The sequence below is a fragment of the Aeromicrobium sp. Root236 genome (assembly GCF_001428805.1).
Lineage (GTDB): Bacteria > Actinomycetota > Actinomycetes > Propionibacteriales > Nocardioidaceae > Aeromicrobium.
The window spans coordinates 838,446-850,648 of sequence record NZ_LMIS01000001.1 but is presented as its reverse complement, the minus strand read 5'-3'; the positions used below and the strand labels follow the sequence as shown (position 1 = coordinate 850,648).

Genomic DNA, 12,203 nt, shown 5'->3' with positions numbered 1-12,203 from the left:
ATCGCGTCAAGCAGCGATTGACACCGAATAGATCAGAAAGTTGTCAATGTTCCTCTTGTTGATCATCACCTTCAGGGCTCGGGCGGCGCCATTGGGCTGCTTGCCTTGCGCGAACTCCCCTAGCACGAGCCCGAAGTTTGCTTCATTGACCTCGAGTATTTTCATTCCCACAAAGCGGACCGACTCCTTGAATTTTCGAGCATAGGAGAGCGGGTTGTACTCCTTTCTTCCTTTGTGACCCACGGATCGCCGGTACTCGTTCCACTCGATGGTTGCGAGATCACCGTTGTCACGAGCGTGCCGTGTTTCGTGCTCGTAAATCACGTACCAGAATCGGCCGAACTCTTCGACAGATCGCGCAATGTCTTTGGCGTCGTTTCCCGGCGCTTCGTGTTTCGTGACGTTTGACGCCTTCAGATCTCCCAAGTATTCGAGTTTGCCAGCTCGCAAAAACGCGAGATCGAAGTCGAACTGGTCACGCCGTTTCACCTTTTGGAGTTTGACTGATTGATCGAGACTGTGTGCTCGGATGAACTTGTCCAGCCGGTACTCGACGTAGAACCCGGGCCATTCGCCCTGGAAACGGTCAGGCCAAGAAGCCATATACATTTCCCGAACGGCTGGCAGCGCATCGATCTGTTGCGCGTCCAAAAACTCACAATTGAACTTCTCAAAGACGTCAAGTCGTGGGTCCCGTGCTTCGTATCCCTCCTGCAGGTAGGCGGCAAACTCATCGGCGCGAAGGCTTGTTAGACGATTCCCGTTGCGATCGGTCCGGGCGAACTGCCCAGCAGTAAGCCCTTGATAAAGATCGTTGGTGGATACGTGGGCTGCAGAGTTGTTCGCCTTCCGCTGCACGTAGGTCGCCGGGTCGAAGTCCGTAAACACGGTAACTTCACCGCAGTGATAGATGCCCACGAACCGAGGAACAAGGCCATCCGCTCTTGCGCGCTGTTCGACTTCGAGCCACGACTTCGGTATCTGGATGCGCTTCTTAAAGCCGGGCCATGGTCTGCCGAGATGCGTAATTTGCTTCTTCAGGAGGATCTGGTCCCGGAACCGGACAACTCGAACCCCCGCGTACCGCTCGATCGTTGCTCCAGGAAGCGCGGCGAGGAGTAACTCATTCTTCGCAACTTCGCTGAGTTCGATGTCTGGGCCCCGGAATAGGGCGCCGCTAGGCCTCAGTTGGTCGACGTCCTCGGCGGTCATGTCCCCAGTTCTAGCAGCGGTGGCATATGCGTCGCAGCACATTCACTCTGTTGAGGCACGGAGGATTCTCTAGGTTGCAATGGTGCGCGGTTGGCTTGGATTTCGGCTCGCCATGGAAGGGCCCGCAGTTTCGGACGGTTGTGATTGAGTTTCGGCCTTTTCGAACACGGTGGCGCTAGGGTGCTCAGATGCCCGAAGCGAACAGCGGTTGGAACCTCCAGCGAATTCCGCTCTCAAAACTGCGCTTGGATTGGCAAAATCCTCGACTCCCTGAAGAGAAGCGCAACGAAGGAGTTTCTCAAGAGGAACTTGCGTTGTTCATCGACGACGAGTATGACCCTTTGCGGATCGCGAGCTCGATAGCTAGGCACGGCTATTTCGAGTCAGAACCGCTCATCGCGACGAAGGCGTCGGACGACGAGTACGTAGTCTTGGAGGGCAATCGGCGCCTCACCGCACTGCTGGGTCTTAGCGACGATTCATTGCGGGCGCAGTTCGTGAGGCAAAACTCGGGGTGGAAGTCACTCGGCGGAGTGAGGTTGCCCGCGGAGTTTCCAGTGATAGTCGTCGACGACCCAGCCTCCGTGGTCCCCCTGTTGGGTTTTCGGCACATCTCGGGGATTACGCCTTGGGACCCGTACCAGCAGGCGGGCTACATCGCGAGACTCGTCGATGAGGGACGCCCTCTGGTTGAAGTTGCAGAATTGGTTGGACGCGAACTTACAGAGGTTCGAGCGATGTATCGTGACTTCGAGATCCTGAGGCAGGCGCATGAGGAGTTCGGGCTGAATATAGCCCGGGCGCGTGACAACTTTGGCGTGTTTAACGCGGCAATGGGTCGCGTCCCGATTCGTGCATTCATCGCCGCGCCAGCCCCTCGCGAGGTCGACCCTGAGTATTGGCCACTACCGAGTGATCATAAGCCTCAAATGTCGCGGTTATTGGGCTACATCTTTGGTGACGCAAAGGGCGAGAACCGAGTCGTGCGTGACTCGCGCCAACTGAAGCAGTTGGCTGACGTGCTGAGCGATGCAACTGCGACCGTCGTCCTGGATCAAACTCGAAGCCTTGAGGATGCTCATGCCGCGACCGTTGACGCCAGGTCGCAATTGATTGCTGCCGTGGCTGCTGCTGGTCGCAATCTAGCAAAGGCGAATGCGCTCGGGCCGACCTCAATCGACGCATCGACTAGGCGCGAGTTGCAGACTCTTATTGCTCGCGCCAACGCCTTGCTCGGACTATCCGATGAAGGCGCAGAAGAATGAGCGGGCTTCGGACTCCAAGCGATGCGGATCCTTACAGCCTGGCTGAGTTCATCGAGTCGTGGATGCTCATCAGCGCTGAACCGAAATTGAGTAACCCAGAACTACGAGGGCTCTTTCCCGCTGGGCAAGAACCCTCAGATATCGAGTTCTCCGACGGTCGAGGGGAGATCGAGCGTCGTTCAGATTTGATGGGCAGCGGGTATCCATACGCCGTGAGCAGTCGAGGGGTCGAGAGACGCACCAGCAACTTGACAGCCGTCTACGACTTCCTTCTCCTGATGTCGTTGAAGGACACTCCAGTTCGGATTGAGAAATCGTTCCATCGGTCTGACGCGATCTTTGACGCAGTGGTCCGCGAAGCGGCGCGTGCGCGTCTCGGGAAGACGGCTGTTGCTATCGATTTCGGGTACCCGCCCCGAAATGGCCGACCCACTGACTTTTCGAAAGCCGTCAGTTGGGTCGGGGATCTAATCGGGGTGGGAGATCGAGATTTGGATCGACCGGGTGATTCGAACGACGACGGCGTTGACGTCATTGCCTGGGATCCCGTCGGTGACGGAAGAGTCGGATTCCCTGTGTACCTGATTCAAAACACGGTGCGAATGGACTACGCGAAAAAGCCAAAGGACATCGTTCCGGCTAGATGGGTGCAATGGTTGCGGTTGCCGAAGGAACCTCATACGGGCTTCGCAGTACCGTTTGCGATCCCAGTCGGCGACGATCGCTGGCCCGAAATCACCACTGTCGCGGATCTGCCGTTCGATCGGGTCAGACTGTTGATGGCGCTCGCCGGGTCTGACCCGACGGCGTGGGCAGAATATGCCGCGATTGAGTCATTCAACACAATAGAGTTGCGCCGAATTCGGTCAGACGATCCGGCGACGTCACAACTTTCGGTTGCCCGTCCGCGAAAGCCGAAGAAGGCCTATGAGGATGTCAGGGACCGGCGCTCGCGCTGAATGCGTGAAGTAGCAACGAGGAAAGCCACCACGTACTCGAGGGAATGCCTCAACGGAGTGCCACCCAGATAGGAGCGGACTCGCACTGCTGCCGCACGTCCGGGCAGCAGATCGCTGACGACAATGGAGAGGATGAAAGTAGTTCGAACGATCCGCGATCGCTCTGGCGGCAAACAGCCAGCTCGTAGGACCACGGCAATTTTCGGGCGGGAGGCTGCGTTGCCCTTCGAACACACTCGCATGCATCTGGTCTCGGGTGTCGGACTCGACACGGCGGCAATCGTGGGAGCATGAGTTCGACGCAGGAGGCAACGTGCACATTGAGCGGCTTCAAGTGGAGGCAGAGGGCTTCCTTTCAGGTCTCGATATCGAGTTCGCGCAAGGTTTGAACGTCATCATTGGCGCAAGAGGCACGGGAAAGACCTCGATCGTCGAATTGATCAGATTTTGTCTCGACGCTGGATCGTTCACCGAGGATGCGCGTCTTCGAGGTGAGCAGCAAGCAGTGGCAATTCTCTCGGGGGGCGCGGTGACGCTCACTATGGCTGATGGTTTAGAGCGATTCACAATCACAAGGTCGGCGTCGGGGCATACCACTAGTTCAGATCCGACTCGATCGCTGATCTGCACTGTTCTTGCGCAGAACGAAATGGAAGCGGTGGGAGCTCAATCGTCGGGCCGACTACGGCTAATCGACCGATTCCGACCGAATCGATCGATAGCGGCAGAAAGGGTGCAGTCTCAGCGAACGCAACTTCGCAGCTTGACCAGTGAGTTGATGACCTTGGTCCAGGAGGGCGTGGCTCTCAACGCTGAAATCGATCAACTGTCTCCCGTGACCCAACTACTCTCAGGAGCGCTCGAGAGGCAGTCGGAACTGTTGAAGGGTTCTACTGCCACACAAGAGCAGCAGGATCGTTTGAAAAGACTGCAGTCTGCTGCTCAAAGGGTGTCGGCCAAGAGTTCCTTACTTGGTCAGGATGCTGCTCAACTCGAACAAGTGAGGTCGGAGATCCGGCGCCTGGAGATGAACTTGCCGCACGCCCTGCAACCGTGGCCCGACTCGGTCGGCGACGATCCCTTGACCAACGAGCGCGATCTGGTTGCGCAAGCAGTAGTGATGATAGACCTTGCCGCGGCGCAGTTGGAGCAGGCAGCGGCTGGCGTCGATAGTGCCAAAGCCGAGGCAGAGAAGCTCCGCGCGTCGATAGACGAGCAGAGTAGGGACGTAAGACAAACGTTGGATCAAGTGCGCGAAGGGGTGGGTCAGGCCTCGCGTCAGGTTGCAGAACTTGAGGAGAAGCAGGGCCAGCTGAATTCCTTGCACAGCCGCTTGGAAGATCGTCGACGGCGCTTTCGACAACTAGTCCAGGAACGGGACCTCCTCCGTGAGGAGGTTGAAAAGACTGTGGATGCTGTGTTCGATGAACGGCAGCAGATCGTCAACGAGCTTAACGCGGAACTCTCGCCTACTATCCGAATTCGCGTGCAGCGATCATCGAACGTTGAGGAATATCGGGACGCTCTCGTTGCGGCATTTCGAGGAACGGGAATTCACTACAACTCCCTCGCACCGCAACTCGCTCGGGAGGTCGCCCCTCACGAGTTGGTGACCTGGACGGAGACGCTGGACGCGGACTCTCTGAGTGGCGCGACAGGCGTAAGCAGAGACCGCGCCCTAGCAGTGCTTACCGCACTCCGGAATCCGAATCTCGCTGGCCTATTCGCGGCGAATATCGAGGACGGGGCAACACTCGAACTCCTTGACGGAGGCGAATACAAGCCCAGTGACCAACTTTCAATCGGCCAACGATGCACCGCAGTCTTGCCGGTCCTGTTGGGGCAGCACGGCGATCCTCTGATCCTCGACCAACCGGAAGATCACCTCGACAATGCATTCGTTGCTTCGACTTTGGTTGAAGCTCTGCAACGGCGACACGCCGATGATCAGTACATCTTTACGTCGCACAATGCCAACATCCCGGTACTTGGCAACGCCGATCGGATCATCCACATGGGTTCAGACGGTAAGCATGGGTATGTTGCTAGCGCGGGAGCTCTCGACGAACCTGAAGCGGTTTCCGCTGTTACTGGAATCATGGAAGGTGGCGCGCGAGCGTTCGCGCTGCGAGCGGCCTTCTACGGTCAAGAGTCGCAATAGTGAGCGAGTCCGAGGCATCCAAGCTCTTAAACTCGTCCGCGGCAAGCGCTCGCTTGCAGGGTGCGCGTTTGGCCTTGGGAGACACGTCGCTCACTCTTGCGAAGCTCCGGGCATTTCGCGACCAGGAATCCAATTCGTGGGTTCGCATCGCCCTTGGCAGAGCGATCAGCGCTCGGAGGCCGGATGGTGACGTGCAGATCGGCGAGGCCTGGATTTCGTTGCCAGATGAAATCGACCGTAACGATGTTCGGGCCGAGGCGATTCAAGCCGTGACCCGGACCATCATTCATGAGGCTCGACCGATCGTGCTTGACGTTCATCTGGCGGCTGCCAGGGACATTGGTGAGTCGTACGAATCGTCCGATACCCGACAGCGCCTGGAACGTCTTAGCGAATTTCTAGACACGCTCACGAGGTTGCATGACGCCGCTGCACCGCCCCAATTTCGGGAGACCGACCTAGCCGATTTGGTCGTGGAGGAGATAAGTCAGATGGGTTACGCGGATGGCGTAGTGCGCGCCGCCCGCTCTGAACCGGTAGTTGTTCAGTGCGACCAGGGATTGTTGAGCCTTGCCCTTCAAAATGCAATACGCAATGCAGTTGAAGCCACGCTGCCAGTAGTTGGCCCTCCGGTGGTCGTCGCATTCGGTGCTGACAATGATCAGGCTTGGGTGACGGTTCTCGACGAGGGCAAGGGTCTGCCGGACGGTGCCAATCGAATTTGGGAGCCGGGCATATCGGCAGGGAAGTCCAAAGACAAACACTTCGGCTTTGGGCTCCCGATCGCGGAACTGGCCGTGCACTCCCTCGGTGGCACGATCGAGTTACGTCCGCGAGAGGATCGAGGCACCGCGTGCGAGATCCGCTGGGCACTACCGAAGGTGGTTACGGGTGAAGATTCTTCTAGTCGAGGATGAAGATCGGAGTCTGCGGCAAACCAGCGAACTAATCGCGTTGGCGGATTCAACAGGATCAATTACCGCAGTGGTTAGTCGGGATGAGGCGCTCGACGCACTGCGTGCTGACCAATTTGATTTATTAGTGTGCGACCTGCGGCTGCCGCCATTTCGCGACAGCGCTGATGTGCGTGAAGAATACGGTCTGGCTGTGCACGCTGCTGCGCGGCAGGTATGTCCTGGCACACCGATAATTTTCCTGACTGCGTTCGCCACCGACACGAACTTGCGTGATCAGCTTTCGTCCGGAGGACTGGGGAGAGTCTTCGGTTTGCCGCCGGCGCCTCTGGTTCAACTGCGAACGAAAACAGAGAGCGATTCGTTTGTCGAGCTCGTATCCGCTCTGGCCGATGGCTTGAGTGCTTTGCACTCAGAGGTCGCCCTTGAGTGCTCGGACCCGCTAGATGAAATGTTCGATCGCGGCGCGCGGGCTTACGCGCGCGAACTGGGTCACTCCTCTGTGGCCGTAAAGGGGCTCAGTGGGCTTTCGGCCGCTCGAGTTGGTCGACTTTCATTTCGTTCTGAAACGCAATCAGAGGCAGCTGTTTTCATGAAGGTTGCCCATTTCGAGGTAGCCCGAGATGAGCATGAGCGTTTCGTGACGCTTGTCGCGACACGTCTGCAGCCAGGAACATTTGCTGGTGCTTTGCCGCCCATGACGGCCGGTCTACGTGACCAGACGGCGCTCTTCTCTACGCTTGCCAACTCTGAACACGTGTCCCTATTTAGTTTGCTAACCCGCAGTCCGGCCGACGCGTCGCAAGTCGTCAGCCGACTCCGAGCGAGCTTGTTGCCCTTCGAGTCCGATCATGAAGCTCTGGGTACCTCGCTGGGAGATTTGCGACGAGAGTCCATCTCGGACGAAAAACTCGCTCAGTCGGTTCCCGACTTTGCTGCCTACGCTGAGGATGATCAAATCGAGTTGGACATTCGACGGTATCTCGCCCACGGAGACCTGCACGGTGAGAACGTTCTCGTCGATGGCTCGAACCGGCCGATCCTGATCGATTTCGGCGATGTTGGGACTCGGGCAGCGCCTTTGGACCCTATCACTTTGGAACTGAGTCTTATTTTCCATACGAATGGTCCAGCGCGAGACACAGAATGGGCCGCGACAGTCGATTGGGGTTCTTGGGCCGAAGTTGACAAGTTTGCTGCCGGGTCGCCGTTTGAGCCTTTCATTCAGGCGTGTCGTGCCTGGGCGCATGACCGCGATGAGCCACGCGCGGTCTATGGCACTGCATATGCGCACGCAACGAGGCAATTGAAGTACGCAGACGTAAGCAAGGAGATCGCGCTGTCAGTCGCGGCGTCCGCAAAGCAGGCGATGACATCTTCATAGGTTCAATTCGACCCCCCACAAAGGTTCGCTCGTCGAAAGGTCGACCCCAAGAAGCTTACGATTTGAAAGGTAGACAAGCCGGAGTGGGTCGAGGGCATGGGCGACGAGACTGCCGAGGACGATGAGCTCGTACGCGCGGTGATCGCGCTGATGGACCACGCCGATGACGTGCGCCGGCTGGGTGTGCGCGCCAACGCCGACACGCCTGAGGACGCTGCGCGGGCGCGCAGGTTCGGCGCGCAGGGCATCGGACTGTGCCGCACCGAGCACATGTTCCTCGGCGATCGCCGTGAGCTCGTCGAGCACCTGATCCTCGCCGAGAACCCCGACGAGCAGCGCGAAGCCCTCGACGCCTTGCTGCCCATGCAGCGCGATGATTTCACCGGCATCCTCGAGGCGATGGACGGGTTGCCGGTCACGATCCGGCTGCTTGACCCGCCGCTGCACGAGTTCCTGCCCGACTACACGCAGCTGGCGGTGCGGCTCGCGCACGAGGAGGAGAACCACGAGGACAAGCCCCGGACGCACAAGCTGCTCGCTGTGAAGCGGCTGCACGAGGAGAACCCGATGCTGGGGCTGCGCGGCGTACGCCTCGGGATCGTCATCCCCGGCCTCTACACGATGCAGGCGCGGGCAATCCTCGAGGCCACCGCTGCGCGCACGGCTGCCGGTGGAGACCCACAGCCGGAGATCATGATCCCTTTGGTCGGCTCGCCGCAGGAGCTCGAGCTGATGAAGGCAGAGATCATCGGCGTCGCCGCCGAGGTGGAGAAGGAGACCGGCACCAAGCTGACGTTCAAGGTCGGCACGATGATCGAGCTGCCACGCGCCGTGACCTTGGCCGACCAGATCGCTAAGGTCGCGGAGTTCTTCTCGTTCGGCACCAATGACCTGACGCAGATGACGTGGGGATTCTCGCGGGACGACGTCGAGGCGTCGTTCTTCTCGACCTACCTGGAGAAGGGCATCTTCCCGGTCTCACCGTTCGAGTCGCTCGACGTCGAGGGCGTCGGCCTGCTCGTCGAGCACGCGGTGAAGGCAGGGCGCAAGGCGCGGCCCGATCTGCACCTCGGCGTCTGCGGCGAGCACGGGGGAGACCCGGACTCGATCCACTTCTTCGACGAGATCGGGCTCGACTACGTGTCGTGCTCGCCCTATCGCGTGCCGGTCGCCCGACTCGAAGCCGGCCGCTCGGCGACCGCTGGCTCGGCGTCAGCCTGACGGCGCAGCAACGGGACCAGCCATGCGTGACAGCTGATCCCGTTGTTGGTCTGCTGCATTACCCCTGGGCTGCAACGCCTTGAGACTAGGGCGGAAACCGTGCAACCACACGGGTACAAGGTCCCTCGCCCAGCGTGTACCAGTTCGGCTCCGGCGGATCTTGCTGCGGACCGCCGTTACGGCATGGCCGGCACGATATTGGCGGATGTGGCGTCGACAGTGGGGCGCCAGGTCGGATCGAAGTCCGTGTGCTCGACCTTCCACTTCTGAATTCGAGGTGCTACCCAGAAGCTGTAGATGCCCAGTGTGATCACCATGAGAAGGAGCCACTTGATCCACAGGCCGAACAGACCCAGCCCGGTGCCGGTGAACACCAACCGGTGACCATCGATGTACGTGTGCTTGGCGCGCCAGCGCTCCCTCAACACGAGGGCGAATGGATAACAGATCCCGAGCGTGCAGATCGTGATCAGCGCGGCCAAGAGCCCCGTGCCGAAGTATGTTGCGGCTCCGCCGTCGAAACGGAATCGGCCAGAGTTGTGAGCCATGTCTCCCCTGTGAACGTGGCAGCTCAGGTGAGCCGCGGCACCTGACCGTAGGCCGGATCCAGCCGAATGAACCGGGGCAAAGGTCCCGAGTGTGCCGGCTCAGACGACGCCGTGGGTCAGGACCAGGCCGACGGCGCCGAGTGCTCCGGCGCGACGGTCGATGTCGCCCATGCGCACCTCGACGTGGTTGTTGACCGGCAGGCAGTGCCGTCGCAAGTTGTTCTTGATGAGCTGAGCTCCTTGTGGGTAGGCGCGACTGAGCGCTCCACCGAGGATCACGGCGTCGGGGTTGAACACGTTGACGAGCGACGCGGTCGCCCGCCCCACCGTCTCGAACGCGTCCTCGACCACGCCGACCGCAGCGGCGTCGCCGGCCGTCAACAGCTCTCGGAACTCTGTCCAGCTCGGCGCGTGCGGATAGATGAGGCTCACCGAGTGCAGCAGGGCCGGCACTCCGGCGACCGTCTCCAGGCATCCACGGTTGCCGCATCGGCACATCAGGCCGTGCGGGTCGACGTTGACGTGGCCGATCTCGCCGGCGGCGCCGGTCGACCCGGTCACGATGCGCCGGTCGAGCACCACGGATCCGCCGGTGCCGGAGTGGAGCTTGAGATAGAGGAACGAGTCGAAGTCGCGCCCGGCTCCCCACAGCATCTCCGCGTGGGCCGACAGCCGCGAGTCGTTGCCGATGTAGCTGGGGCAGGGCAGGTGCTCGGCCGCGGCCTTGAGCAGGTCGCCGCGCCATCGCAGCTGCAGGCTTCCGCCGAGCGCCACGGCGTTGCTGCCGCGTTCGATGGGGGCGCCGACGGCGATGCCGGCTCCGACGATCTCGGCCCAGTCGGTGCCCTGCTCAGCCAGGAGGGCGTCGACCATCTCGCGGGCCGCCTCCAACGCCTCGTCCTGCCCGATCTCGTCGGCGAACGGCCGCTCGTCGATGGCCAGGACGCTGTGGTCGACCGCGGCAATTATGGTCCGAATCGAACGGAATCCGATGTCGATGCCCACGACGCGGCCCGCGGCCGGATTGAGGCTGAGCCGGGAGACCGGCCGTCCTCGGCCGTGCGCTTCCCCTGGCTCCTCGGTGAGCAGGCCGCCGTCCATGAGGAGCGACACGATCCGGGACAGTGTCGTCCGAGACCAGCCCAACGAGTCCATGAGCTCGGCTCGCGTCTGGGGCGGACGGGCGGCCAGGTGGTTCATCAGGGCGGTCGCGGGTGTACGCAGACCGAGCGGCTGCTGAGCGATGAACTCCACGCCGATCTGTCGATTCTGCGACATCGGAGCTCTCCTGAAGTGAAGGTCAGAACGAATTATTTTTGACGCTTGCTGAACATAATTAGGTCCTGCAAGGTTCTCACTGTGACCGCAATCACGCAACCTCCTTCCCCAGCCAGCCCCGGCATCGGCGTCGACTTCACCGGCGAGGTGACACCCCGTTTCCGGCGTGTCGTCGACGCGGCGGCGAGCAACATCACCACGGGCGACGACCTCGGGTTCCAGCTCGCTGTCTGGCATGACGGCGACCTCGTCATCGACGTCGCAGCCGGTCATGTCGACCGCGGCCGGACCCGCCGACAGACGACCAACGACCTGGCCATGACCTTCTCGGTGTCCAAGGGCGTGCTGGGGCTCTGCGTGGCACTGCTCGTCGAGGAGGGAGCGTTGGACCTCGACCGTCCGGTCGTCGACTACTGGCCGGAGTTCGGGGCTGCAGGCAAGCAGTCCATCACCTTCGGCTGCCTGCTCAGCCACCGTGCCGGGCTGCCCGCGTTCGACCGCACCATCTCGGTCACCGACCTCATCGACTGGGACCTCTGCATCGCACGGCTCGCCCAGCAGGCGCCAGTGTGGGATCCCGGCACGCGGCACGGCTACCACCCGCTCACCATCGGCTACCTCGTCGGGGAGGTCATCCACCGGGTCTCCGGTCTCCGGCCGGCAGAGTTCTTCCGGCAGCAGATCGGGGATCCCATGAGCATCGACGCATGGTTCGGCGTTCCGGCGGCCGAGCTCGGTCGTATGGTCCCTCAGCTCGGCCTGGCTCCGGCTTTCGACGACGACGGATGGCGCGCTCAGGTGGTGCAGGCAGCGCCCAGCTACGTTGCCCGGGCCTCGACCAACCCCGTCCTCAGTGACCTCGACGTGCCGGAGATCTGGCAGGCGGACATTCCGGCCATCTCGTTCGTCAGCAACGCCGCAGCACTTGCTCGGTGCTACTCGATCGCCCTGGCTGGGCCGCAGCAGCTGATCTCCGCGGAAACGCTCCGTGCGGTGACCTCACCGGTGCACGATGGTCACGACCACGTCCTGCTGGACCAGGCTTCGCGATTCGGCGGGATCTTCCAGATGTCCTCTCCACGCCAGCCGATGCTCGGCCCGACGAGCTTCGGTCACGACGGCTACACCGGCAGCATCGCGTTCGCCGACCCGGAGAGCCGTACGGCCGTCGCCTATCTCGCCAGCCGACCTGATCTACGCCCCACACCTCACAGCCGCGTGACACGCGTACTGGCCGCTCTCCGCGAAGCGCTGTGACCAC

Annotated in this window: 10 protein-coding genes; 7 read left to right on the top strand and 3 right to left on the bottom strand. The window is 61.0% G+C overall.

Annotated elements, in window-relative coordinates:
* Positions 1-6: 6 nt before the first annotated feature.
* Positions 7-1,212 carry a hypothetical protein gene (locus ASE12_RS04350; protein ID WP_056397386.1) on the bottom strand — a complete coding sequence of 402 codons (1,206 nt, stop codon included), beginning with the start codon at positions 1,210-1,212 and terminating at the stop codon, positions 7-9.
* 188 nt (positions 1,213-1,400) lie between these two features.
* Between ASE12_RS04350 and ASE12_RS04345 the strand changes: the two genes are divergently transcribed.
* The 6 genes from ASE12_RS04345 (at position 1,401) to ASE12_RS04320 (ending at position 9,116) form a co-directional block, all read left to right on the top strand.
* Positions 1,401-2,477, top strand: coding sequence for a hypothetical protein (locus ASE12_RS04345; protein ID WP_157412811.1), 1,077 nt, complete (start codon positions 1,401-1,403; stop codon positions 2,475-2,477).
* The gene (locus ASE12_RS19980) at positions 2,474-3,436 is read left to right on the top strand and encodes a hypothetical protein (RefSeq protein ID WP_157412810.1); all 963 of its coding nucleotides are present in this window, start codon (positions 2,474-2,476) and stop codon (positions 3,434-3,436) included. Before ASE12_RS04345 ends, ASE12_RS19980 begins: the two co-directional genes overlap by 4 nt.
* Before the next feature lie 313 nt (positions 3,437-3,749).
* Positions 3,750-5,597, top strand: coding sequence for an AAA family ATPase (locus ASE12_RS19685; protein WP_162255462.1), 1,848 nt, complete (start codon positions 3,750-3,752; stop codon positions 5,595-5,597).
* The gene (locus ASE12_RS19680; RefSeq protein WP_082582078.1) at positions 5,597-6,514 is read left to right on the top strand and encodes a HAMP domain-containing sensor histidine kinase; all 918 of its coding nucleotides are present in this window, start codon (positions 5,597-5,599) and stop codon (positions 6,512-6,514) included. The genes ASE12_RS19685 and ASE12_RS19680 overlap by 1 nt, the downstream gene beginning before the upstream one ends.
* On the top strand, positions 6,489-7,895 hold the full coding sequence (locus ASE12_RS19675; RefSeq protein ID WP_162255461.1) for a response regulator: 1,407 nt from the start codon (positions 6,489-6,491) through the stop codon (positions 7,893-7,895). The genes ASE12_RS19680 and ASE12_RS19675 overlap by 26 nt, the downstream gene beginning before the upstream one ends.
* A 96-nt stretch (positions 7,896-7,991) precedes the next feature.
* On the top strand, positions 7,992-9,116 hold the full coding sequence (locus tag ASE12_RS04320) for a putative PEP-binding protein (protein ID WP_082582076.1): 1,125 nt from the start codon (positions 7,992-7,994) through the stop codon (positions 9,114-9,116).
* A gap of 176 nt (positions 9,117-9,292) precedes the next feature.
* Here ASE12_RS04320 and ASE12_RS04315 read toward each other — a convergent pair whose 3' ends face one another.
* Together ASE12_RS04315 and ASE12_RS04310 are read right to left on the bottom strand one after the other, a co-directional pair.
* Positions 9,293-9,664 carry a DUF898 family protein gene (locus tag ASE12_RS04315; RefSeq protein WP_056397368.1) on the bottom strand — a complete coding sequence of 124 codons (372 nt, stop codon included), beginning with the start codon at positions 9,662-9,664 and terminating at the stop codon, positions 9,293-9,295.
* A 99-nt stretch (positions 9,665-9,763) separates the two neighbouring features.
* On the bottom strand, positions 9,764-10,942 hold the full coding sequence (locus tag ASE12_RS04310; RefSeq protein ID WP_056397365.1) for an ROK family transcriptional regulator: 1,179 nt from the start codon (positions 10,940-10,942) through the stop codon (positions 9,764-9,766).
* A gap of 81 nt (positions 10,943-11,023) precedes the next feature.
* On the opposite strand from ASE12_RS04310, the gene ASE12_RS04305 reads away from it, so the two are divergent.
* Positions 11,024-12,199, top strand: coding sequence for a serine hydrolase (locus ASE12_RS04305; RefSeq protein ID WP_056397364.1), 1,176 nt, complete (start codon positions 11,024-11,026; stop codon positions 12,197-12,199).
* The last annotated feature ends 4 nt before the right edge of the window (positions 12,200-12,203 follow it).